Below are 23850 nucleotides of genomic sequence, written 5' to 3'. Positions count from 1 at the left end.
TGTGTAAAAAATTATCAAAAAAAAGCTGCGCTTGAGCGCAGCTTTATCACAGTGATTTTATACCATTACGGTTTGCAACATGGCGGCCTAAATAGCTACCTTTTGCAGCATCACAAGAAAGATGAATGCTTTATTTACCCGTATTAACAAAACTCACGCAGTCACCTTGATTTTTAAACGTACTTCCGTCATGACGGTTCAGTGTTTTCCACTTACCCTTTTTACATTGGGATTTGTCTTCAGGAACTACATTTAAATTAATGCCTACAATCACAGGGTCGTGGTCTGAACTTCTAAAAGCATTAGGTTCGAACAATGCATCTTGTGCATCTTTTTTAAATGACGTGTCGTAATCGAAAATATCAGGCTCGTCAGCATTAATGTGCCAAACCTGTGTATTAATTACTTGCTCAGTCAAAACAGATGATGACAAGGCATGGTCAAGATATCCCACCTGACCATCAAATACATAAGAGTAAGCAAACTCGCCTTCATATTTGGCTACTAAATCAGTAAAACCTGACGACGTTATTGTTAAGATAGGATCTTCTTTATCGTAACTATTCAAATCGCCAATAACTAATACATCGGGGTCGCCACTGTTTGTAGGATCTGTAGCGATCCAATCAACCAACGCTTTTGCAGCGTCATTGCGCACGTCGTTACAATTCCCTTGTCCGTCTTGCATATCTACATCACCAAAATCTTCACAATCACTGCCCTTAGACTTTAGGTGATTTACGGCAACAGAAAGCACACCGCCTCGCTGTTTTTCTCGGAAAGTTTGTAACAGAACAGGCCTATTTAACTGGTCTATAAAACGACTATCGACAGAAGAGTCTAATGTTGCAAACGCGCCCTCAGTTTCCACGCTATCTTGTCTATAAATTAATCCTACTTTAATTGCATCTGTACCAATGGTTCCGGTATCTACATAAGCGTAAACCTCACTACCCAAAACGCCATTTACGCTGTCGGTGAGATCCTTTAACGATACATCTGGGTTATTTTCTATTTCAATAAGACCCACAATATCAGCATCTATATCTACAAGCGCAGCAACTATTTTTTGCTTTTGGCGCTCGAATTCTTCGCTGTTATCTGCGCCTCGGCACGAGCTATCATTCGGTCCGCAACGGTTTCCGTTTTCATCTAAGGTGGTAAAGTAATTTAGTACATTAAATGAAGCTACCGTAATATCACTTTCAAAAGCGGGAGCGCTCTGTCTTGGGTTAGTTTCAAGGAATTGAGCCCCTGATGTTGGCTGAATTCGATACGCGCCAAACGCCTGATGCATAACCCCGTTTAAAAATTGCACCGTATCTCCGCCACGGAACCTATTCGTTAAAGAAAAGACATCGCCATTAGGGTGTATGGCAGGATCAGCGTTTTGCGACGTACGGCCGTCATCTAACGTAATTTTTGCTTGGCTGTTAGCGATATCTCTTTGTTCAAATGCACTAGAACCAGGCGCTTCTATCGCCGTTGGTGTTATCAAGCGATTTTCGTTGTTTAGTGGTAGCGCAAGCACAATTTCACCAAACCTATCAAAATTAAAGTATTCTGAAATGACCAAAGGCTGCTCCAGAATTATTCGCATGCCCTCTACCGACTCGAGATCCAAATCATCATTGATGGGAAGCGTTAACGACACCGCCTCAGGAAGGGGTTGCCCCTCAGCATTTACTACCACTGAATCAGCACTAACCTGCGTCATTCCACTAAACTCTGAAACAGAGCCTATCACGCTTACGACATCACCAATTTTGACATCTAAGGAAGGAGAAGAACCATCAAAAATAAATATTCCCTCAGAGGTCAGCGGGTTACCATCTGGTGTCAATGATTGAAGAAAGAAACCACGAAGATCACCGTTATCGGTTTCATCATTACGTTGGTAATCCCCGACAACGATACCTTCAACAACGACTTCCTCACCGCTCAACTCTGTTGAAAAGCCAGTGCCTTGAATATCCGCTATGGAAACAAGCTCTGGACCGGTAGGCTCGCTTTCTTCGAACCCACTAATAATTGATAAGTTTTGAAACGCAAACGCTTCACTGCCGCCATTAGATGATGCAGTAAGCGTCACCTGCAAAGTTCCTCCCGTGCCCTCAATTGCTGCTCGAATAGTCTTTAATTTGTTAGAAAGCTGTGTATCGTTGGCAAATAAAGGGTCGTCTAATTCAAATGAGCTACCACCTGCCAAGGTGTAAGACGCGCTTCCAGATTCATCAACAGAACTAGCAATTAAAACCTGCTCGACGCCTCCATCAATTGAGGCTGTAATAGTGAAAAAATCTGAATTTTCAAAATCCCCCATCGCACCAATATCTATCGATAACCCTAACTGGGGAGCTCCACTAATATCAAATACCCATTGCGCGCTTACAGGCTCGCTGTTATCTGGGTTTACTGTGTCGGTTACGCCGAAAAATTCATCACTGTTGTTATCATCAATGATGCCCAAGCTGTCGCCGGTAAAAGTAGAAAGGCTGTCGTCTAACACGGCAAAAGGTATACTTTCAGATACTCCTCGTTGATACTTTTGGAATCCATCAGCAGTTGATGAAAAAGCGTCTCGCTGAGTATTTTGATAACTAATTAGATTAGTCGAAGAACTTTGATTCATATCGCCGGCTATGGCGATTTCCGCTGCCGACGCCTCTATTACTGGGTTGGAAGTGAGTATCGCGCCTACTGAAATTGCTAATGTCGTCTTTATTATTTTCATTAAACTTTCCTGTTTATTTATAGAAACTGTCTTTTAGGACAGGGGGAAAAACAAACAATAAAGGTATAAACAACATACTACAAGAAAATGACAGCGCTAAAAAAAGCCCTTTTACTGGGAAAGCAAAAGGGCTATTCAATTCTCGTGTTTGATAAAGAGAAGTCTATCAGCAGCAAAACTTCGCACTTGTTAAGATCTGAGCAGACCCAGTTATTACTATGCCTCTTGATTACGCAAAAATACTAACTCGGTAGAGGAGCTTTGCTCTTCACTGAAGCTATATCCATCAGTATCGAAGGCTTTTAATCCGTCCACGTCAGCTACTTTGTTCTCAATAATATAGCGCGCCATAAGGCCTCGCGCTTTTTTGGCGAAAAAGCTAATGATCTTATATTGACCATTTTTGCAGTCTTTGAACGTAGGCGTAATCACCATGCCGTCTAATTCTTTTTTCTTTACTGCTTTGAAATATTCATTAGACGCCAAATTAATAAGCACATTGTCACCTTGAGCACTAAGGGCTTCATTGAGTACTTTCGTAATGCGGTCGCCCCAAAATGCGTACAGGTCTTTTCCCTCTGGGTTAGACAGTTTCGTCCCCATTTCCAAGCGGTAGGCTTGCATTAGATCAAGCGGACGTAAAAGACCATACAGCCCAGATAAGATTCTTAAGTGATCTTGTGCAAACGCTACAGACTCGTCATCTAACGAATATGCATCAAGCCCTGTGTAAACGTCGCCATTAAACGCATACATAGCTTGCCGTGCATTGTTTGTATTGAAGGGAGTGGAAAATTCAGCAAACCGATTTGCATTTAATGTTGCTAGCTTATCGCTGATTTTCATCAGTGACGATAAATCTGCAGGCGACAATGTGCGGCACACTTCCATTAAGCGCGTGGTATCGTCCATCATACTTGGCTGAGTATATGTGCTGACCGGCACTTCTGTATCAAAATCAAGATTTTTTGCTGGGGAAACTACAACTAACATGAAAACTCCTTCGGTTTTTGCAGTCAATGCTTATCGGCATTTGCTGAACAACATGGCGCAAGTATATCACCACCGTCATGGGAAAAAATAATGGCAGAGAACAAAGACACCAATTGGGCTAACAGAGAAATCCGATTAGCCGTAAATTAGCGCTGATACGCTATAAATATTCATGCGATTTTGATATAACTGTGCATAATTATAAATTAATTGACGTTATCAAACGTCAGCGCCCTACATACGCAAAAACGAACCGTTTTAGTCAACTTGCTCTTCTGGCAAGTTGTGCAAATTTTGAATGACTATTAGAGAGAATTATGAGCAATCAGCTAGCATCGTTACGTGATATCACTACCGTTGTTGCCGACACCGGTGACATTGACGCTATTAAAAAGTACCAGCCCGTAGACGCTACAACAAATCCGTCTTTGTTATTAAAAGCAGCTGGCCTACCGCAATATGCAAGCTTGATTGACGACGCAGTGGCATGGGCAAAATTACAGTCTAGTGACGCAGAGCAACAGCTCGTTGATGCGTCGGACAAACTTGCCGTAGCCATCGGTAAAGAAATTTCAGGAACGATTCCAGGGCGAATTTCTACCGAAGTTGATGCTCGCTTATCGTTTGATACCGCTGCCACTATCGAAAAAGCAGAGCGTTTGGTTCAGCTATACAAAGACGCTGGTATTGATAAGTCTCGTATTCTCATCAAAATTGCATCTACATGGGAAGGCATTCAAGCTGCAGAAGCGTTAGAGAAAAAAGGCATTCAGTGTAACCTTACCTTGTTATTCAGCTTCGCTCAGGCACGAGCATGTGCTGAAGCGGGCGCATACCTAATTTCCCCTTTTGTTGGCCGTATTTTAGATTGGTATAAAAAGTCTACCGGTAAAGAGTCATACTCTGCCAGTGAAGACCCAGGGGTAGTATCAGTAACAAGCATTTATAACTACTACAAAGAACACGGCTACAAAACAGTTGTTATGGGCGCAAGCTTCCGCAATATCGGTGAAATTCAAGCCCTTGCTGGCTGCGATCGCCTAACCATTAGCCCAGCGTTACTTGAAGAGTTAGCAAACGAGCCTGGTGAGTTAGAAGTTATGCTCAAAGATGGTGGTGCGACAAAAACACCAGGGCCTCGCCTAACTGAGAGCGAGTTCCGTTGGGACATGAACCAAGACGCAATGGCGACAGAAAAATTATCTGAAGGTATCCGTAACTTTGCTGCAGACCAAGATAAGCTTGAGACTCTGCTTCGCGAAAAACTGAATGCGTAAGGACCAGACTACGATGAGTGTATTAACATCACTTCCTGAATGGAAAGAGCTAAGTAAAATTGCAGAGTCCGTTAAAAGCGCTCACATGCGCGACTGGTTTGCATCTGATGGTGAACGCGCTGAAAAAATGAGTCTTAGCGCATGCGGAATATATCTCGATTACTCTAAAAACCGAGTTAACGAAGCCGCGCTTTCCTCTCTTTTCGACCTTGCTCGTGCATGTAATATTGAAACCATTCGAACTAACATGTTCGAGGGCGAGCAAATTAACTCTACCGAGGGTCGTGCCGTATTGCACACCGCGCTGCGTAATTTCTCTGACCGCCCTGTTATGGTAGACGGCAAGGATGTGATGCCTGAAGTTCATGCAACGCTTGAAAAAATGAAAGGCTTTACCGAGTCTATTCACAGCGGCGAGCACAAAGGTTACACAGGAAAACCAATCAAGCATATTGTTGCTATTGGTATTGGCGGCTCTTTTCTAGGCCCTAAAATCATGACTGAGGCGCTAAAACCTCACACTGTTGATGCCGTAAAAGTGCATTTTGTTGCTAACGTAGATGGCTGCCATATTCACGATGTGCTTTCAGGTCTGAATTTTGAAGAAACCTTAGTTGTGATGTCTTCAAAGTCATTTACTACGCAAGAAACGCTGCAGAATACGCTAACGGCCAAAGATTGGTTCTTAAAGTCCGGTGGCACGCAACAAGACATTGCTAAACACTTTGTGGCGGTATCATCTAACGTTAAAGCAGCCACCGACTTCGGTATCAGTGAAGATAACATCTTTCCAATGTGGGACTGGGTTGGTGGACGTTACTCGTTATGGTCGGCTATTGGCCTACCTATTTCACTGGCATTGGGTTTTGACAACTTTAAGGCATTGCTTGAAGGTGCTTTTGAAATGGATACCCATTTCACAACAGCACCACTTGAAGAAAACATGCCGGTACTTCTCGCTTTGTTAGGCGTATGGTATCGCAACTTCTTCGACGCACAGTCTCACGTATTACTGCCCTACTACCACTATCTTCGCGGCTTACCGGCTTACGTTCAGCAGCTTGATATGGAAAGTAATGGTAAAGAGGTCACTCAGGCTGGAGATAGTGTTGATTACCCTACAGGCCCTATAATTTGGGGCAGTGAAGGAACCAATGGCCAACACAGCTTTCATCAGCTAATTCACCAAGGCTCGGGCATTATTCCTGCCGACTTTATGTTGCCATTAAACGTGCCGAACCAAGATGATACCCACCACGCTATGCTTGCTTCTAACTGCTTTGGTCAAACTCAAGCTCTTATGCAGGGTAAATCCTTCGACGCCTGTTATGCAGACCTAGATGGTAAAGGTTTGGATGATGCTGAACGCAAACGCTTGGCGGCACATAAAACAATGCCAGGGAACAAACCCAGCAATACTTTTCTGTTCGACAGCCTAACGCCCAAAACTCTTGGCGCGTTGGTTGCAATGTATGAACATAAGGTATTCGTTCAGGGCGTTATCTGGAACCTTAACTCGTTCGACCAATGGGGCGTAGAGTTAGGTAAAGTACTAGGAAACCAAGTACTTGCAGGCATTCAAGGTGAAGCGAGCAAAGACGATTTCGACGCTTCTACACAACAGTTGATTGCTAAATTCAGAGCAGCGAATGCACCAAAATAAGGAAAATAGGGGATAGAAAATCATCCCCATTTGGTGCAATAAACAAACTGAACGGCCGGCTTACCCCCGGCCGTTTTTTGTTGGTCGTATCAATTAGTGTCCGAGTTGTTAAAGCCAATCCGGGCATTATTAATACAGTTTATAAAGCTGCCTTATGTCTGACGTTCCTTAGCCGTTTCATAAAACTGCCACACATTGTTAATAAAAGGTAAACAAAACTATTTTATTTTGGTGTCGGCTGTGATAAAAAATGTACAGAGGGAAATTACTAAATTGCTCTGTATTAGTTGTAGTGGTGTAAAAAGGAGATCCCAATGGATAAATCAGATCTATTTGCCATGTTAGACATCGAAGCAAGTCCAGCAAAAACAAAAAGCAAAAAAAGAAAGTGGAGAGAAATCGAAGCGCTACAGGATCGATACAAATTAGAAAAAGAACTCGCTGAGTTAGACTGTGGTTTTGAGTACGAACTTGAAACACTAGAAAGATAACAAAAAGCCGCCTGAGAAATCAGGCGGCTTTTTTCTTTTTAGGCGCGATTAAACGCTATACTTGCCATTGAATAGGCGGTTTGCCCGCCTGTGCAAGAAACTGATTGGTTTGGCTGAACGGCCGGCTGCCGAAAAAACCTCTGTGCGCAGAAAGCGGAGAAGGATGTGGTGCGTGCAAAACACAGTGCTTTTCTTTGTTTATGCTGCCGCCTTTTCTTTGTGCGTGACTTCCCCACAGTAAAAACACAACACCCTCGCGGTGTTCATTTACTGCATCTATCACTTTATCGGTGAAGGTTTCCCACCCCCACTTTGCATGACTGTGTGCTTTACCTTGTTCAACAGTAAGCACAGTATTTAATAACAATACGCCCTGCTGTGCCCACGACAACAAATTTCCGTGGTTGGGAATTACAAAGCCTTCTATGTCGCTAGCCAGTTCTTTGTATATATTCTTTAAAGAAGGAGGAATTTTTACCCCGGGTAAAACCGAGAAACACAACCCATGTGCCTGATTAGGACCGTGATAGGGATCTTGACCTAATATTACAACTCGAACGTCTTCCAATGCGGTTATTGAAAATGCAGTAAACACGTCTTCTTTAGGCGGGTATATAATTTTACCCGCCTCTCTTTCTGCCTGAACCTGTAGCATCAACTCTCGAAAATAAGGTTTTGCCTTCTCGTCTGCTAATTCCTCAGTCCATGTCATCATGGTTTTAAAAGGCTCATCATGTGCTGTTTCAACGCCTCGTAAGACGCCGGCAAATCCACTGCTAAGCTATCTTCGCCCGCAACATCAGCAAGAGGCTTTGGCAAGCTTATTGGGTTGCCCAACACATTTTCTACAGTTTCACGGAATTTTGCAGGGTGTGCCGTACCTAAGAACAGGCCAATTTCACCCTCTTCTAAATCGTGACTTACTGCACGATAAGCAATAGCAGCGTGAGGCTCACTAGTGTAACCCTGCTGTGCTAACTGACGCATAGCCAACTGAGTATACTCTTCATCAACCATTTCGCCTTTTAAACAGGCTTTGTCGATATATCCACGCTCAATAAGCGCTTCGATACGGGGCCAGTTATTGGGCTGACTTACGTCCATTGCATTTGAGATAGTCGCAACGGTAGATTTAGGATCCCACTCACCAGTTTTTAAGTAGCGCGGAACCGTATCATTCAAATTGGTGGCAGCAATGAAGCGTTTTATCGGTAAGCCCATCGCTTTAGCAATCATGCCAGCAGTTAAGTTACCAAAATTACCGCTTGGTACAGAAATTACCACCTGATCGCGTTTTTCTTTTGGAAGTTGACTCATCGCTTCAAAGTAGTAACAAACCTGAGCAAGTAACCGGCTTATATTGATAGAGTTTGCAGAGTTAAGATGCAAACCTTCACGCACGTCCGGGTCGTCAAAAGCAGTTTTAACCAGTGATTGACAGGCGTCAAAGTCGGCTTCTACCGCAACTGTATGAATATTGTCGCCCAACGTAGTAAATAGCTTTTCTTGTAGTTTGCTTATCTTATCTTTGGGGAACAAAATTACCACGTTGATATTATCAATGCCGTGGAACGCATGAGCAACGGCAGCACCAGTATCCCCTGAGGTAGCGGTTAAAATGGTGATTGGCTTACCCTCACTAATGCGAGATAAGGTTTGCGCCATAAAGCGCCCGCCAAAATCTTTAAACGCCAGTGTGGGACCATGGAAAAGTTCGAGTGAATACACATTGTCATTCACTTTTTCTACCGGTGCGCCAAATGAGAATGCGGTCTCAACAATAGCATTAAGCTCGCCTTCTTCTAGTTCATCGCCAATAAGCGTGCGTAATACTTCTATACTACGCTCAACGAAGGGCTTCTCCAGTAGACCACCTATGTCGTCTAGCGCTGGAATTGTTTCAGGGAAATACAGGCCTTGGTTTTTACCTAAGCCTCGTTTTACTGCTTCTGCAAAACTTGCCGTGTCTGATGCGTCTTTTAAATTTACCAATTCCACTTTCTTTACCTTTATTAATTCTTAGTGCGCCTAAATAGGCGCTGCGTCCAGCCTACTGCAATTACTCACTAGTGATAAGTGTACCGAGCTTAGGAACCTGACACACATGGCTAAAACCATCTTCATTTTGTATGTAATTTGAACTCAAATAGTCCGCTATTTTTTCAGCTTGCGCCTTACTATTGCATACTGCGAATACGGTTGGCCCAGAGCCAGAAATACCAAACGCCAATGCTCCCTCACTGTCGCTATATGCTCTAGCTTCGTCAAACCCTGGAAGCAAAGATTTTCTATACGGCTCTGCAATCACATCTTTCATTACCGATGCGGCAAGTGAAAACTCACCTGCATGAAGTGCATGTACAAATACGCCAAGCTGTCTTCCAAATGTGAGTGCAGTTGACATATCCACCTGCTTGGGAAGAATATCTCTTGCCGCCGCGGTCGACACACTAATTCCTGAATAGCATATTGCATAATACCATTCATCATTAAGGGGTAATGACAGGGTTACCGGAGAGGTAGCTCCCGTCATCAGCGTCATGCCGCCAAGAAAACATGGCGCCACATTGTCATAATGAATGCTGCCGCTTATCTGCCCCTCTAACTCCCCCATCATAGTAAGTAGAGTGTTGTCGTCAAATGGACTATCAAAGTAAGCATTAAGCCCCGCAAAAGCAGCGACGATGGAGCTTGCACTCGAGCCAAGCCCGCTGCCAATAGGAAGATTTTTATGCAAAGTAATGGCAACAGGTGATAACTGACGGCCCTCACTCTTCATTTTTTCGCAGAAGTAATAATAGCACTTGGTGACAATATTACTGTCTGCGTCGCCGGGCAATTTGTGCGCAAACGCACCAACAGTTTCAAGAGAAAACTGCTCTGCAGATGCTATTTCTACTTCATCACCCAGTCTAGTGCCGTCGACGGGTGCAAGGGCAGCGCCAAGAACATCAAAACCGAGACTGACGTTACCTATTGAAGCTGGCGCATAAGCGCGAATTACTTTCATATTAAAAAACTCTTTTTAAAAGCTTTGTTTAAATGCTCTGTTTAAATGCTTCGTTTAAACACTCAGTAAGCCATTTGTTTCCATGGCATAGTGCGCAGAATATCTGCAAACACACCCGCGGCAGTTACTGTACCGCCTGCGCCATAGCCGCGAATTACATAAGGAATAGGATTATAGTAATCACTGTTAATAGCGAGCGCGTTCTCACCGTCTTTTACTTGTGAAAGCGGGTTGCTTGCGGGTACAGCTTGAATACTTACCTTACATTTCCCATCTTCGATACTGCCAATGTAGCGCAATACCTTTCCTTCAGACTTAGCACTTTCAACGCGCTTGGCAAATTCGCTGTCTAGTTCTGGCAGTTGAGCCATGAATTCATCTACTGAGCAGGTTTCTGCAAACCCAGATGGCAGTACCGACTCTATTTCTATATCACTTAGTTCAAGTGCCAAGTCGGCCTCACGCGCCATTATGAGTAACTTACGCGCCACATCCATTCCGCTAAGGTCATCTCTTGGGTCTGGTTCAGTGAAGCCGTTTTTCTTTGCTGTTTCTGTCGCTTGAGACAGCGTCATCCCTTCTTCTAGCTTACCGAAAACATAAGAAAGGCTACCTGACAATATGCCCTCGAATCTGTGTAATACGTCGCCCGCACTAAATAATTTTTGCAGGTTATCAATAACTGGCAAGCCTGCGCCTACCGTTGTTTCATAAAGATATTGACGGTTTGTTGCTTGTGCTGTTTTACGAAGTTTGCGGTAGTATTCCATTGCTGATGTGTTGGCCTTTTTATTCGGCGTAACAACGTGGAATCCGCTTTCCATCATATCTACGTATTGGTTAGCTATGGCTTCATGACTAGTGCAGTCAACAATAACTGGGTTTACCAGACTATTGTCATTCACAAATTGATAGAGACGCTCAACACTTAAACCTTCGCCAGCAGCTTCTAATGCCGCTTTCCAGTCGCTGCTCAAATCAATACCCTGACTGTTAAGCAGCAGTTTGCGGCTGTTTGCCATGCCGTAAACACGAAGCTGCACGTTTCGCGCTAATAAAGCTGGCTGCTGCTTGGCAATTTGCGCCAACAACTCACTGCCTACATTTCCGCATCCTACAAGAAAGACATCAATGGTATGTCTGTCTGAGAAGAAATTTTGATGAATAACTTTCACCGCTTTTTTCGCTCGTTTGCTTTCTATAACGGTAGAAATAGAGCGCTCTGAAGACCCCTGTGCTATTGCTACGTTATTCACTCTCGCCTGAGCTAAAGAGTTAAAGAAACGCGCTGCAAGCCCTTTGGTTTGGCGCATACCATCACCCACTAGCGTAACTATGGCTAAGTCGTGACGTACTTCAATAGGGTCAAGCAACTGATTTTGTAACTCTAGTGCAAACGCGTCTTCTAATAAATTTAGCGCTTTGTTGGCGTCTTTGCTTTGAATACAAAAACTAATTGAGTACTCAGACGACGACTGCGTGATTAAACTAATAGATATGTTGGCATTCGACATCACTTCGAATACGCGACTTGCCATACCCACCATGCCTTTTAAACCGGGGCCTGCAACGTTGAACATGGTGACGTTATCAAGCTGAGATATCCCTTTAACCGATGTCCATTTTTCACTTTTCTCATTGCTGATCAAGGTGCCAGGAGCAGCAGGATTTAGCGTATTGCGAATAAGGCATGGTATATGGTGCTGAGCAATAGGGCCTATTGTTTTAGGGTGCAGCACTTTTGCGCCGAAGTAGGAAAGCTCCATGGCTTCCTGATACGTAAGCTTGTCGAGTAAAACTGCGCCCTCAACTTGGTTAGGATCAGCATTGTAGACGCCATCTACGTCAGTCCAAATTTCACAGCAGCTTGCATCGATGCACGCAGCCAAAATAGCGGCTGAATAGTCTGAGCCGTTGCGACCCAAGGTTACTTTCTGGCCTTCTTCATTCGCCGCAACAAACCCAGGCATGATTAAAAATTCACTGCCATCAACTGGAACATCGGTAAATCTTGCTTTACTCAATGCTACGTCGGCAATACTGTCTAGATACTCACCGTCAGCAAGAATGTAGGTTACCGGGTCGATAATGCGATTTTTTACACCTTTGGCAGAAAGTATGGCACTGAATAGCGTCACAGAGATGTACTCGCCAATACTCAATATGCCCGCTGCTACATTGTCAGGTGCAACACCTAGTAGATTGATGCCCTGCAAATGTTTTTTCAATACTGCTAAATGGCTGTCAATAAACGCAATAACGCTGTTGTATTCAAAGCCATCTAATTCTTCATTTAAACTATTCGCGATACCGGTTACTGTCGCGTTTAACTTATCGAGTAATGGCTGAAAGTCTTCACCCGCTGCTGCTTGTTCGCACAATAGAGAAAGTGCGTTGGTTACGCCTTTGGGGGCCGAGAGAACTACGGCAGCACCGTCGGTTTGGTGAGTGTCCATGCTAATCTCTGTAACCCGCAAATAACGCGGTGCATCGGCAAGAGAAGACCCTCCAAACTTTAAGACTTTCATATGCTACTCCTTAAGGTTGCGCATGCTAAAACGTGTAAAAAAAAGCCCGCTCTGTTTGAGGCGGGCTTTCGTTGTCTTTTGCGTATTTGCACTAGTCACCGGCCGCCCTATTTAAGGTGGTAATAAACATCATGGTGGTGCGAATCGCTAGAATCTTTTTCATGGCTTCAATTTGCCGTATAGACGTCTATCTGTCAACCGCAGTTTTCACCACACTGTATTTCAGTTTGTGCAACACTTAAGTAAAATCATTTCCTTTTTAGGTATAAAACATGAATTTTTGCCATGCCTTATCTGTCGTCTGTCAGGTTTTCCGACAAAAAATCAACAAGTAATCGAATTTTGGGTGCCACATTACGATTAGAAGGAAATACCGCCCATATGGCCTCTTGCTTGTCTTTGTAATCTGGTAAGACCTCCACAAGCTGTCCTTGTGCAATGGAATCTCTGACATAAAAACCAGGTAATTGCGTAAGTCCTAGTCCGTTAATTGCCGCAGCCTTTAGGGCGTTTCCACTGTTATATCGTACTCTGCCGCTAACACTAACGGTTTGAACATCATTGTTGATTAAAAAGCGCCAGTAAGGCTGAGAGCCAACAAGTAAACTGTGCTGTTTTAAATCTTCGAGTGACGTGGGTATTGAATTATTTTGAAGGTATTCACGGCTGCCACACACATAAAGTTGACGGGTAGCCAGTTTTTTTGCGATGAGCGAAGAATCCTCCAGTTTCCCAATACGTATTGCCAAATCTAAGCCTTGCTCGACAATATCTAATGTATCGTTTGAAAATGCGCACTGTATGCTTATGCCAGAATACGTTTCAAGAAAGCGATTGAGCAAAGGCGCGATAAACGCTTCACCGAAGGCGACAGGAGCGGTTAGCTTTATTAGTCCTTGTGGCGATTGCTGTAATGCGCTTACAGACAGTTGCGCGTTTTCTAACACAGATAGCGCAGGGTTTGTTTGTTCAAAGTACAGCTTTCCCGCCTCTGTCAGAGAGACATTACGCGTGGTGCGATGAAGCAACTTCACCCCTAAACGCTTTTCTAAGGTCGCTACTTTTCTACTCACCTGTGCCACCGAGGTGTCCAATCTATTGGCGGCACCAGTAAAGTTGCCTACGCTAGCCACGCTACAAAACTCAACAATACCGTCTAAATTTTTCATTTCTCTCCTACGTTCGCCACCTGCACCCTATGCGCAAAAATACGCCCTAAAGTAGTAATGATAGGTTTATTATTACAAATAGGAAATAGTGATTTACTAAATCTGTATATATCTGTGTGGCTTCCTCTCCTATACTTGCTCTACTAGCACGAACATCAACTCACCCGTAATGATAGGAGTAACAGTATGAGCTCGTTCAAAGATTCATTAAGCGAAGGTCAAACCCATATTAAATCGAAAGCCGCGGTAGCATGGGGGCCCGGCGAACCGCTTAAGATGGAAGAAATAGATGTTGAGTTGCCGAAGAAAGGCGAAGTTTTAGTTCGCATCAAGGCAACCGGCGTTTGTCATACCGATGCATTTACGCTTTCTGGCGAAGATCCTGAAGGTGTATTTCCTTCAGTACTCGGTCACGAAGGCGGTGGTGTAGTAGAAATGGTTGGCGAGGGCGTAACTAGCGTCGAGGTTGGCGATCATGTTATCCCACTATACACAGCGGAATGCGGAGAGTGTAAGTTTTGTACTTCGGGCAAAACAAACCTATGCCAAGCAGTGCGAGCTACTCAAGGAAAAGGGCTAATGCCAGACGGCACAAGTCGCTTTTCTAAAGACGGCGAGCCTATCTATCATTACATGGGTTGCTCTACTTTTTCTGAGTTTACTGTTTTACCCGAAATTTCACTGGCTAAAGTAAACAAAACTGCACCTCTTGAAGAAGTTTGCTTGTTAGGTTGCGGCGTTACCACCGGCATGGGTGCAGTATTGAATACGGCGAAGGTGCAAGAAGGCGATACCGTCGCTATTTTCGGTTTAGGCGGCATTGGCTTATCTGCAATAATTGGTGCACGAATGGCTGGCGCAAAGCGCATTATTGGTATCGATATAAACGAAAGCAAGTTTGAACTAGCGAAACAGCTAGGCGCAACAGACTTAATCAATCCCAAAGATTATGACAAGCCCATTCAAGACGTTATTGTGGAACTCACCGATGGTGGTGTTGATTACTCATTTGAGTGTATAGGTAATGTAGATGTCATGCGCTCTGCTCTTGAGTGCTGTCATAAAGGTTGGGGAGAGTCGGTTATTATTGGTGTAGCAGGTGCTGGCCAAGAAATCTCTACTCGCCCATTCCAGTTAGTCACAGGACGGGTATGGCGCGGTTCTGCTTTTGGTGGCGTGAAGGGTCGCTCTCAGCTGCCAGGTATTGTAGAGCAGTATTTAAACGGTGAATTTGGCCTGCAAGAGTTTATTACCCACACCATGGGTCTTGATGAAATCAATGACGCGTTCGACCTCATGCATAAAGGCGAAAGCATTCGCTCTGTTGTACACATGGATAAATAGCGGCGCTCTCCAATAGGAGCCGCAACTAGTTTCAAGTAGACAATCTAGCAAAAAATATAGTAAGACAGCCCGCCAAGTAAACGTGACGGGCTGTTTTGCTTTAGCACTCAGAAAAACTTGTTAGTTCTTTATAATACGATAGTGTTAATGGGGTACCAGCGTATGTATTAACCCTTAAGGTCGCTCTATGAATTCATTTGCATTAAGAAAAACTCCGTCACGACGTTTATTAAAATCTTCTCTTTTGGCAACCACATTATTTGTCGTTACCTTTTCTGCTATCGCAGTCTCTCAAGAGCAAGGGAAAGAAGCCTCAAACGAGCAAAAGCTAAGCGCTCAAAAGATAGATAGCCTAGCCTCTCTTACCAACCTCCAAACCAATAACGACTTTATGTACTCATCGGGTTTGCCTGCAAAAACACATTTGTCTCTGTTGAAAAATCAGGGGGTCTCTCACGTAGTAGACCTTATCCCTGGCGATCGCTCTCAAGAAATTGTAAGTGCTTCAGAAATAGGACTAACATATTTCAATGTGCCGGTTGATTGGGAAAAGCCTGAGCTTGCAGACTTTTTAAACTATGCAGCTTTTATGCAGGGCGTTGACCAAAAATCAGATAAAGTTCTCACTCATTGCAAGCTTAACTGGCGCGGCGCATCTTTTACCTACTTATATCGAGTGAATGTGCTTGGCGAAGATGAAGCTATCGCGAAAAAAGATTTATTATCAATTTGGCAGCCAAACCCAACCTGGTATCAGTTTATGGATAATGTAATTGCCCACTATAACGCCATAAACGACACACAAGTGGCTATGTCTTTCGATGCATACATTCCTGAGCCTTCAAGCTAGAGCCATTTAGCATTTGAAAAAAGAGGCTTGAGTGCGTTGCTCAAGCTTCTTTTATTTATTTGGCGTTAGCTAATACCTCTTTTATCACACCTATTTCTCTTCTCTTACTTTTTAATATATACCCAGGCTGTGTTGCTTTTTTCAGATTAGTAGCTGTTTCAAAATAAAACATATGAAATTTCAGATATGATTTGACACATATGGTTTTCCGTATACCATTAACACATACGATATTTCATATATGTAATATAACGGTGACTGCTAAATGAATTGTGCTATGTCTCCTCTGAGTTTTTTTAAGTGCCTGTCTGAAGATACTCGGCTAAAAACACTTCTTTTACTAAGTTTTGCAGACGAGCTTTGCGTATGCGACTTAACCGAAGCTTTGCAGTTAAGTCAGCCAAAGATATCTAGACACCTTGCGGATTTGCGCAGGTGTGAACTCGTCGTCGATGAGCGCAGAGGAAAGTGGGTCTATTACAAAATTAACCCAGCATTACCAGCATGGGCACTTGAAGTGATTGCCTCGACGGCAAAAGAAAACCCTAATTATATAAGCGAAGCAAAATCAAAGCTGAGCTGCTGCCAGTCTATTTGTTGAAGCAGTGTTTTTAATACCATTGCGGCCCATTGCGTGCTGCATGAGCTCTCTACTCACTAGGTAAAAAGGATTACAATGAAAGTTCTTTATATTTGCACACATAACCGTTGCCGAAGCATTCTTTGCGAAGCTATCTCAAATACTTCTTCAGGTAAATTGCAGGCGAGAAGTGCGGGAAGTCAGCCCGTTGGCGAGGTACACCCCCTTTCACTGAAATACTTAGCGCAAAAAGGGTATAACGTAGAGGGGCTAAAGAGTCAGTCTTGGGATGAATTTGAAGATTTCGAGCCCGATCTAGTTATTACCGTGTGCGACTCTGCAGCGGGAGAAAGCTGCCCACTCTATTTTAGCAAATCATTAAAAGTACACTGGGGATTAGAAGATCCATCTAAGTTAGAGGGCAGCGAGCAAGATAAAGCCGAAGCGTTTTATCACACCATTGAGCTTATTGAACAGCGAGTTTCGGCTTTAACTGCGATCTCTGAGAAAAACCTATCCCAAGAGCAACTTAAAAACGAACTGCTTTCATTGGGGGCAAGCTAATGACAAAAGCAGCTTTACAAGATGAAACCTTGCCCTCTGCAAATATTCAAAAAGATAAAATGCACAAGCCAGTAGCGGAAGACTTTTCGCCCTCATTTTCCTCACACAAACCGCGCATTCTTTTGCTTTATGGTTCGCTGCGTGAACGCTCTTACAGCCGTTTAGTGATAGAAGAGGCGGCCAGACTTTTAGAATATTTTGGCGCCGAAGCGAAAGTGTACGACCCCAAAGGGCTTCCGCAGCCTGATACTGAAGATGCCGACCACCCGAAAGTGAAAGAATTGCGCGACCTTATGATTTGGTCTGAAGGTCAAATCTGGTGTTCTCCAGAACGTCATGGAAGCATAACGGGCATTATGAAAAGCATCATTGACTGGGTTCCTCTCAACATGGGTGGCATTCGACCGACCCAAGGTAAAACCTTAGCAGTTATGCAAGTCAGTGGCGGCTCACAGTCTTTTAATGCGGTAAACCAAATGCGAATCTTGGGCCGTTGGATGCGCATGGTGACTATTCCCAATCAGTCTTCCGTTGCCAAGGCTTTCCTTGAATTTGAGGAAGACGGTCGTATGAAACCCTCCGCATATTACAACCGCATTGTAGATGTTGTGGAAGAGTTGGTGAAATTTACGCTACTCACAAGAGACAACAGCGCATTTTTAGTCGACCGTTATTCAGAGCGAGTTGAAAGTGCTGAAGAGGTAAGCAAACGTGTTAATCAAAAATAGACAGTATTTATCATTTATCTCTAGCAAAACAACGATAACAGGTACAAAAAATGGGCTTCTTTGAACGATATCTTTCCGTATGGGTAGGGCTGTGTATAGCTATTGGCGTAGGTATTGGCTATGCCGCACCGCAACTTTTTGAGTCTATTGCAGCACTAGAATATGCCCACGTTAATTTAGTAGTTGCAGTATTAATTTGGTTAATGATTTATCCAATGATGGTACAGATTGACTTCAGCTCAATTAAGGATGTAGGTAAAAAGCCCAAAGGTTTGGTGCTTACCTTAGTGATCAACTGGTTAATAAAACCGTTTACCATGGCTCTGTTGGGCTGGCTATTTTTTAAAGTTATTTTTGCTGACATGGTAGACCCCCAAACCGCCACTGAATACATTGCGGGCATGATTTTACTCGGTGTTGCACCCTGCACTGCAATGGTGTTTGTATGGAGCCATCTTACCAAAGGCGACGCTAACTACACCCTTGTACAAGTGTCGATTAACGACCTCATTATGGTTGTGGCATTCGCACCACTAACGGCACTTCTTCTTGGTGTTACAGATATTACTGTACCGTGGGACACGCTGCTTCTGTCTGTGGCGCTATATGTGGTGTTCCCGCTAATTGCAGGTTTCGTTACTCGTAAACGTATTGAGAAAAAGGGCTCTGATGCGGTCAAAAAATTAGTAGAGAGCTTTAAGCCTTTTTCAATTGGTGGGCTTTTGCTCACCATTGTTATTTTATTTGGATTACAAGCCAACACTATACTCGCGCAACCTCAAGATATAGTGCTAATAGCGGTGCCGCTGCTCATACAAACCTATGGTATTTTTGCTATTGCTTACGTTGCCGCGAAGAAAATAAAGCTGCCCCATAATATTGCGGCTCCAGCCTGTATGATTGGCACATCTAACTTTTTTGAGTTGGCCGTGGCCGTGGCGATATCGCTATTTGGTTTGCACAGTGGCGCAGCATTAGCAACGGTAGTGGGCGTTCTAGTGGAGGTGCCTGTCATGCTTTCCCTGGTTTGGTTTGCTAACAAAACTCGCCACTGGTTTGATCATGCGCCCACTTAGATGGTGAGGTGAAAGACTACAGTAAAATTTTGATGCCCTCGGCCACTACATCGCCAGGGCATCAGCTTCTTTTTGAGGTTCCAAAAAGCCAAACTTTTTCAACACCTCGTGTAACCGTTTACTTTCAAGGGGCTTGGGAACAAAGTCTAGTGCTCCCAATGAAGCAACTTTTCTGTGACTAATTGGCTGAATATTTCCTGAAACAACAATGACAAAGGTTTCTAATCCCCTTCGTTTTATCTCACTTAATACGCTCAATCCGCCCAGTACCGGCATAGTAAGGTCTAACAACATCAGGTCTATAGGGTGATGTGCAAGAACTTCTAAGGCGTCAACCCCGTTAGTAACCTCAAAGGTATTATTTGTAAAACCAGCAGGAAGGCTTTGTGTCATCATTTTCCGCGCCAGCGCGGAATCGTCACAAATTAATACATTAAAACTCATCGGGGCCCATTACTGCTGATTTCCATAACCACAAGCTACCTTAAACTAAAGTATAATAAAACAAAATAAGTCGCTAATTATTGGTAACTTAGCGCAAAAAATCTGCGTCTAGCCATGCCTACGTATTGTTTTTGTGATAAACATAGGATGTTAACTAAAATGTAGAATTATGCTTAGAACCTGCACAAAGGAACCTTCCAATGCAAAGCACCATGTCTGTACAGGAAACGTCACTAGCCAAAAAAGCGGCCTATTTGGTGTTATCTCATTTTGACAAAAGTTACAGGTGGTTCACACGAATAACTCGTGGTGCACAACAGCGTTTTGAAAAAGGTGATTGGAAGGAAACCCAACAAGCATCAAGAGAACGCATCACAATTTACGAACAGAGCTTATCTGACGCAGTGGCGGAAATTTATCATTTAACCTCTGTGCACAAAAAAGACGATGGATTCTGGCGCGAACTCAAAAAAGTCTTTGCAATGCAGTTAGAAGGCCACCCACAGTTTGAACTTGCCGAAACATTCTTCAACTCAGTTATCGGGCGAATATTTAAGCACCGAAAAATAGACAACGACATGATGTTTGTACAGCCAAGCCGTTGCTATCTGCCCGGCCAAGACAGACATAAAGTGATTAATAGTTTTGATACCACCACTACGGTAAGAGAGATGTACGAGTCCATTTTCTCTCTTTATCGATACAACATACCCTTTGAAGATTACGAACGAGACTTAAAAAATTTGGAAGACGCTCTAAGGGCAAGACTGACAGCAGCTCAGCTTGCTAGCGTGCAAGCGGTAGAAATATTAAAGCCTACTTTCTTCAGAGGAAAAGCGGCCTACCTGATTGGCCGTATTTGTATGCCAGATGAAACCCTTCCTTTTGTTATTGCTATGCGTCGATACAATGAACCCAACATGTTTGTCGATGCGCTGCTTACCGATAGAAAAGATTTAAGCGTTATTTTTGGCTTTGCGAGAAGCTACTTTATGGCCGACACGCAAAACCCGGCTGAAGTCGCGGCATTTTTACAGGAGCTGTTGCCTAACAAAAAACACTTCGAACTTTACATGGCCATGGGTCATTACAAGCATGGCAAAACGGTTTTCTATCGTAACTTTCTTGCACATCTTGATACTTCTGACGATCAGTTTGAAGCAGCGCCTGGCATTCGCGGCCTGGTAATGATGGTATTTCACCTTCCCTCTTACGGGGTAGTTTTTAAAATCATAAAAGACGAGTTTCCAGAGAGTAAAAAAATAACCCGAGACCACGTTAAAGAATGCTACAAGCTAGTGAAAATGTCAGATCGTATCGGCAGAATGGCAGACACGCATGAATACGTTAATTTCCGGTTTCCTTTAGACCGCCTCTCGCCCGAGCTTATTGAAGAGCTGCAGGCAACTTGCGCGTCAAGTCTCGAGTTTACTGAAACAGAGTTAGTCATTAAACACATGTATATTGAGCGCAAAATGACGCCGCTGAATTTATATCTACAACAGGAAACGGATGAAGAAAAAATAACAAACGCGCTAGATGAGCTCGGCATGTGCATTAAACAGATAGCCATGGCGAATATATTCCCAGGCGATATGCTGCACAAAAACTTCGGAATCACACGACATGGGCGGGTTATTTTTTACGACTACGACGAAATTTGCCTTATGAACGAACGACATTTTCGCGCGCTTCCAAAATCTGACGATCCCTACGCAATCGACACACTCTCCGTTGGTCCCACCGATGTATTTCCAGAGCAGTTCGAACACTTCATTGTTGGCAAACGAAAACTTAAAGATATTCTAAAGTCGCTGCATGGTGACTTAATGACGCCGGAGTACTGGCATAACGTTCAGCTTAAGTGCCAGCGTGGCGATGTTCAGCACTTTACGCCTTACGGAGAAAGCAAGCGTTTCAAGCGCAGTTAACACTGACAAAACTTGTAGCAGAAATAATGCCTCAGTTGTGTAAAAGTGATCGCTTTTTATCTCCTGACACGTAAAAGAAACCGTAAGCCAATAGCGGTCTTACTCCACGTTTCAACATAAAAGTAGAAGTGTAATCATGAAAGTGTTACTTGTAGAAGATGATCCAAAGGTTGCCTCGCACATTGCAAATGGACTGTTAGGCGAAGGTCATGAATGTATTACTGCGGGTGACGGAGCATCTGGCTATAAAGAAGCAACTTCAAACGAATTAGACGTTGTTATTCTTGATGTGATGCTTCCAGAGTATGACGGGTTTACTGTTTTGGAAAAATTAAGAGAAGCAGATAACCATACCCCAGTTCTATTGCTAAGCGCTAAAAGCCAGGTAGAGGATAAGGTACGCGGTCTTCGTACTGGTGCTAACGACTACCTAACCAAACCATTTGCGTTTGAAGAATTACTGGCGCGAATTGAAGGCTTGGCAGGCCGTGCAAAAGAAGGTGACGATAAAACGCTCATTAAGCTTGGCGACTTAACGCTAGACTTGGTGAATCGCAAAGTGCTGTGTGGCGACCAAGAAATAGAGTTGCAGTCTAAGGAATTTCAACTGCTAGAGTGCTTACTTCGTCACAAAGGCAAAGTAGTTACACGTAGTATGCTTCTTGAGCAGGTGTGGAATTATCATTTCGACCCTCAAACCAACGTGATTGATGTACATATAAGCCGTCTGCGTCAAAAAGTGGATAAGGCATTTAATGTTCCATTAATTGAAACAGTGCGAGGCACAGGCTACCGCATCGCCGATAACGCTACATGATAGCGATACGGGACTTCACGAGAAGTTCAAGCTTTCGTGTTGGCGCGCTGCTCACTACGCTGGCCAGTGTTGCAATTGTTCTTATTGTTTACTTTTGGCGATTAACAAGTAGCGATCTTTTTATCACCGAATCTACCGCGGCAATTAACGCAAAAATTGCCGCTCTTTCTCAGGTCCATCAAACTTTGGGGATCGATGCTGTAAAGCAAGCAATTGACAGCGGACAGTTTTCACAAAACCCTATCCTTAACGACGGTTCTCAAGCAAACAATGCAGATGCTATTGAGGCAGAGCGCTCCCTTCGTTCCTTTATCGTGCTGAGCAAAGATGAGCAGTTTATTGCTGGAAATCTCGCAGGCATTCCTCTTGTACTAGAAAGGCACGAACGCGCTAATTTTAATACCGCGGAAATAGTTATTACGTTGCCAAACAGTGGAGATCGTAAAACGCTAAGACAAGCGTTGGTTCGTGAAGTAAGACTTGGCGAACACACACTGACCGTGGGACGAGGTATCGACGATTTATACAGCGCTCAGTGGTTTGGAAAAGCCTTTAGCTGGATCATTGTTGTTCTTCTGTCTATGTTAAGCGTTTTAAGCTTTGCCATTGCAGTTTACGTGGTCAATCGTATTAACCGAATGTCTCAAACTGCCGATAAAATTATCAAGACAGGAAGCTTGGAGGAGCGCTTAGAGATAGACAGCAACTGGGATGATTTAAGCAGCCTATCTACCGTATTCAATCGCATGCTTGATACCATTGAAAGCTCTGTAAATAACATTAAAACGGTTACCGACAGTATTGCTCACGATTTGCGGACGCCACTCGCGCGCTTGCGTAACACATTAGAGCAAATCGACGACGAAAAGTTACGGGAAGAAACTACACATGAAGCAGATAATCTGCTTAATATGTTTAATAGTTTATTGAGAATAAGTGGCCTTGAAACTACCAACAAAAAAGAAGGGTTTTGCGAAACTGATGTTCGCGCCATTGTTGAAGATGTTGTCGACCTCTATCACCCTCTAGCTGAAGACAGAAAGATCACCCTCACCAGCGCACTAAATCCAGTTTCTATGACAGCCGATCCGAATTTGCTATTTCAAGCCGTGGCTAACGTGCTTGATAACGCATTAAAATACTCACCCGATGGCAGTCGTGTGGTGGTACAACTCACGTCTACCAAAACCCACCATGTCATTTCAATTAACGATGCTGGTATGGGTGTGGGAGAGCATGAGCTTGAAAGCTTGGAAAGACGCTTTTATCGCGCCGATGGCAGCAGAACCAGTAAGGGAAATGGATTAGGCCTGTCTCTTGTTTCCGCTATTGTGAAGCTACATGACGGCAAAGTGTGGTTTGTTCACGACCCTCTGATGCAGGGTTCGGGTTTGGGCGTTGTTTTAAGCTTTAAGCTTTAAGCTGTAAGATTTAGACGTTGATACTTCTTAGTCGAGCCCCACATTTCGCTGCAATAATTAGCGGTACTGTAGCGATTTGAGCTTTAATCAGTGTTGGCATAACCCGTTATTGTTTGCTATTGAAGCACTAACTACGCGAACAATGCATAGTTAGCGCCTTATATAGACAACTGGACAACTGAATAACATAACAGCGTAGGTGAACACTGCACTGAGTGAATTAAAGAATG

The 23850-nt window shown here is 43.7% G+C and carries 20 protein-coding genes; 12 read left to right on the top strand and 8 right to left on the bottom strand.

Translation table 11 applies throughout. The annotated features are described in order from the left end of the window. Nucleotides 1-130: 130 nt before the first annotated feature. Both GTW09_RS13015 and yaaA read right to left on the bottom strand, forming a co-directional pair. Nucleotides 131-2734, bottom strand: coding sequence for an ExeM/NucH family extracellular endonuclease (locus GTW09_RS13015; protein ID WP_163112237.1), 2604 nt, complete (start codon nt 2732-2734; stop codon nt 131-133). A 216-nt stretch (nt 2735-2950) separates the two neighbouring features. Next, nucleotides 2951-3727, bottom strand: a complete 777-nt coding sequence (yaaA, locus tag GTW09_RS13010; protein WP_163112236.1) for a peroxide stress protein YaaA — start codon at nt 3725-3727, stop codon at nt 2951-2953. A gap of 317 nt (nt 3728-4044) precedes the next feature. On the opposite strand from yaaA, the gene tal reads away from it, so the two are divergent. From tal to GTW09_RS12995, 3 genes are all read left to right on the top strand, one after another. Next, entirely contained in the window at nt 4045-5004 is a 960-nt protein-coding gene (gene tal, locus GTW09_RS13005; RefSeq protein ID WP_163112235.1) for a transaldolase, read from the top strand. Between the two features lie 13 nt (nt 5005-5017). After that, nucleotides 5018-6667 (top strand): glucose-6-phosphate isomerase, encoded by a 1650-nt coding sequence (gene pgi / locus GTW09_RS13000; protein ID WP_163112234.1) that lies wholly within the window; start codon nt 5018-5020, stop codon nt 6665-6667. Nucleotides 6668-6981: 314 nt separating this feature from the next. Continuing rightward, on the top strand, nt 6982-7158 hold the full coding sequence (locus GTW09_RS12995) for a DUF3545 family protein (protein WP_012519516.1): 177 nt from the start codon (nt 6982-6984) through the stop codon (nt 7156-7158). Nucleotides 7159-7213: 55 nt separating this feature from the next. Here the strand turns inward: GTW09_RS12995 and ung are convergent, their stop codons facing one another. From ung to GTW09_RS12970, 5 genes are all read right to left on the bottom strand, one after another. Then, nucleotides 7214-7873 (bottom strand): uracil-DNA glycosylase, encoded by a 660-nt coding sequence (ung, locus tag GTW09_RS12990; protein WP_163112233.1) that lies wholly within the window; start codon nt 7871-7873, stop codon nt 7214-7216. After that, complete coding sequence (gene thrC / locus GTW09_RS12985; protein WP_163112232.1) at nt 7870-9156, bottom strand: threonine synthase; 1287 nt, start codon at nt 9154-9156, stop codon at nt 7870-7872. Before thrC ends, ung begins: the two co-directional genes overlap by 4 nt. A 61-nt stretch (nt 9157-9217) precedes the next feature. Beyond that, nucleotides 9218-10168 (bottom strand): homoserine kinase, encoded by a 951-nt coding sequence (gene thrB, locus GTW09_RS12980; RefSeq protein WP_163112231.1) that lies wholly within the window; start codon nt 10166-10168, stop codon nt 9218-9220. 62 nt (nt 10169-10230) lie between these two features. Next, the gene (thrA, locus tag GTW09_RS12975) at nt 10231-12696 is read right to left on the bottom strand and encodes a bifunctional aspartate kinase/homoserine dehydrogenase I (RefSeq protein ID WP_163112230.1); all 2466 of its coding nucleotides are present in this window, start codon (nt 12694-12696) and stop codon (nt 10231-10233) included. 290 nt (nt 12697-12986) lie between these two features. Beyond that, on the bottom strand, nt 12987-13865 hold the full coding sequence (locus GTW09_RS12970) for a LysR family transcriptional regulator (protein WP_163112229.1): 879 nt from the start codon (nt 13863-13865) through the stop codon (nt 12987-12989). Nucleotides 13866-14051: 186 nt separating this feature from the next. Here GTW09_RS12970 and GTW09_RS12965 point away from each other — a divergent pair, with 186 nt between their 5' ends. The 6 genes from GTW09_RS12965 to arsB all read left to right on the top strand — a co-directional run bounded on the left by GTW09_RS12965 (nt 14052) and on the right by arsB (nt 19007). Then, the gene (locus GTW09_RS12965; RefSeq protein ID WP_071980426.1) at nt 14052-15209 is read left to right on the top strand and encodes an S-(hydroxymethyl)glutathione dehydrogenase/class III alcohol dehydrogenase; all 1158 of its coding nucleotides are present in this window, start codon (nt 14052-14054) and stop codon (nt 15207-15209) included. Between the two features lie 187 nt (nt 15210-15396). Next, complete coding sequence (locus GTW09_RS12960; protein WP_239059389.1) at nt 15397-16059, top strand: protein-tyrosine phosphatase family protein; 663 nt, start codon at nt 15397-15399, stop codon at nt 16057-16059. 277 nt (nt 16060-16336) lie between these two features. Continuing rightward, nucleotides 16337-16660 (top strand): metalloregulator ArsR/SmtB family transcription factor, encoded by a 324-nt coding sequence (locus GTW09_RS12955; protein WP_163112228.1) that lies wholly within the window; start codon nt 16337-16339, stop codon nt 16658-16660. A gap of 75 nt (nt 16661-16735) precedes the next feature. Continuing rightward, nucleotides 16736-17203 (top strand): arsenate reductase ArsC, encoded by a 468-nt coding sequence (locus tag GTW09_RS12950; protein WP_163112227.1) that lies wholly within the window; start codon nt 16736-16738, stop codon nt 17201-17203. Beyond that, complete coding sequence (arsH, locus tag GTW09_RS12945; RefSeq protein WP_163112226.1) at nt 17203-17931, top strand: arsenical resistance protein ArsH; 729 nt, start codon at nt 17203-17205, stop codon at nt 17929-17931. The genes GTW09_RS12950 and arsH overlap by 1 nt, the downstream gene beginning before the upstream one ends. Nucleotides 17932-17981: 50 nt before the next feature. Further along, a complete protein-coding gene (gene arsB / locus GTW09_RS12940) occupies nt 17982-19007 on the top strand; it encodes an ACR3 family arsenite efflux transporter (RefSeq protein WP_163112225.1) in 1026 nt (341 codons plus the stop codon). 45 nt (nt 19008-19052) lie between these two features. Here arsB and GTW09_RS12935 read toward each other — a convergent pair whose 3' ends face one another. Beyond that, a complete protein-coding gene (locus GTW09_RS12935; protein ID WP_071980432.1) occupies nt 19053-19451 on the bottom strand; it encodes a response regulator in 399 nt (132 codons plus the stop codon). Nucleotides 19452-19651: 200 nt separating this feature from the next. On the opposite strand from GTW09_RS12935, the gene aceK reads away from it, so the two are divergent. From aceK to GTW09_RS12920, 3 genes are all read left to right on the top strand, one after another. Next, the gene (gene aceK, locus GTW09_RS12930) at nt 19652-21382 is read left to right on the top strand and encodes a bifunctional isocitrate dehydrogenase kinase/phosphatase (protein ID WP_163112224.1); all 1731 of its coding nucleotides are present in this window, start codon (nt 19652-19654) and stop codon (nt 21380-21382) included. 136 nt (nt 21383-21518) lie between these two features. Beyond that, nucleotides 21519-22199 carry a response regulator transcription factor gene (locus GTW09_RS12925; RefSeq protein WP_071980434.1) on the top strand — a complete coding sequence of 227 codons (681 nt, stop codon included), beginning with the start codon at nt 21519-21521 and terminating at the stop codon, nt 22197-22199. Continuing rightward, complete coding sequence (locus GTW09_RS12920) at nt 22196-23620, top strand: sensor histidine kinase (protein ID WP_163112223.1); 1425 nt, start codon at nt 22196-22198, stop codon at nt 23618-23620. The genes GTW09_RS12925 and GTW09_RS12920 overlap by 4 nt, the downstream gene beginning before the upstream one ends. Nucleotides 23621-23850: the final 230 nt, after the last annotated feature.

Origin of the sequence: Alteromonas hispanica (genome assembly GCF_010500915.1) — a bacterium.
GTDB classification, from domain to species: Bacteria; Pseudomonadota; Gammaproteobacteria; order Enterobacterales; family Alteromonadaceae; genus Alteromonas; species Alteromonas hispanica.
Note: the sequence above shows the minus strand (reverse complement) of the source record. Positions and strands in the feature narration are given on the sequence as shown.

Excerpts from the sequence above, each read along its gene's own strand:
- GTW09_RS13015 (WP_163112237.1), bottom strand. The coding sequence starts at position 2,734 with ATGAAAATAATAAAGACGACATTAGCAATTTCAGTAGGCGCGATACTC.
- yaaA (WP_163112236.1), bottom strand. The coding sequence starts at position 3,727 with ATGTTAGTTGTAGTTTCCCCAGCAAAAAATCTTGATTTTGATACAGAA.
- tal (WP_163112235.1), top strand. The coding sequence starts at position 4,045 with ATGAGCAATCAGCTAGCATCGTTACGTGATATCACTACCGTTGTTGCC.
- pgi (WP_163112234.1), top strand. The coding sequence starts at position 5,018 with ATGAGTGTATTAACATCACTTCCTGAATGGAAAGAGCTAAGTAAAATT.
- GTW09_RS12995 (WP_012519516.1), top strand. The coding sequence starts at position 6,982 with ATGGATAAATCAGATCTATTTGCCATGTTAGACATCGAAGCAAGTCCA.
- ung (WP_163112233.1), bottom strand. The coding sequence starts at position 7,873 with ATGATGACATGGACTGAGGAATTAGCAGACGAGAAGGCAAAACCTTAT.
- thrB (WP_163112231.1), bottom strand. The coding sequence starts at position 10,168 with ATGAAAGTAATTCGCGCTTATGCGCCAGCTTCAATAGGTAACGTCAGT.
- thrA (WP_163112230.1), bottom strand. The coding sequence starts at position 12,696 with ATGAAAGTCTTAAAGTTTGGAGGGTCTTCTCTTGCCGATGCACCGCGT.
- GTW09_RS12970 (WP_163112229.1), bottom strand. The coding sequence starts at position 13,865 with ATGAAAAATTTAGACGGTATTGTTGAGTTTTGTAGCGTGGCTAGCGTA.
- GTW09_RS12965 (WP_071980426.1), top strand. The coding sequence starts at position 14,052 with ATGAGCTCGTTCAAAGATTCATTAAGCGAAGGTCAAACCCATATTAAA.
- GTW09_RS12960 (WP_239059389.1), top strand. The coding sequence starts at position 15,397 with ATGAATTCATTTGCATTAAGAAAAACTCCGTCACGACGTTTATTAAAA.
- GTW09_RS12955 (WP_163112228.1), top strand. The coding sequence starts at position 16,337 with ATGTCTCCTCTGAGTTTTTTTAAGTGCCTGTCTGAAGATACTCGGCTA.
- GTW09_RS12950 (WP_163112227.1), top strand. The coding sequence starts at position 16,736 with ATGAAAGTTCTTTATATTTGCACACATAACCGTTGCCGAAGCATTCTT.
- arsH (WP_163112226.1), top strand. The coding sequence starts at position 17,203 with ATGACAAAAGCAGCTTTACAAGATGAAACCTTGCCCTCTGCAAATATT.
- arsB (WP_163112225.1), top strand. The coding sequence starts at position 17,982 with ATGGGCTTCTTTGAACGATATCTTTCCGTATGGGTAGGGCTGTGTATA.
- GTW09_RS12935 (WP_071980432.1), bottom strand. The coding sequence starts at position 19,451 with ATGAGTTTTAATGTATTAATTTGTGACGATTCCGCGCTGGCGCGGAAA.
- aceK (WP_163112224.1), top strand. The coding sequence starts at position 19,652 with ATGCAAAGCACCATGTCTGTACAGGAAACGTCACTAGCCAAAAAAGCG.
- GTW09_RS12925 (WP_071980434.1), top strand. The coding sequence starts at position 21,519 with ATGAAAGTGTTACTTGTAGAAGATGATCCAAAGGTTGCCTCGCACATT.
- GTW09_RS12920 (WP_163112223.1), top strand. The coding sequence starts at position 22,196 with ATGATAGCGATACGGGACTTCACGAGAAGTTCAAGCTTTCGTGTTGGC.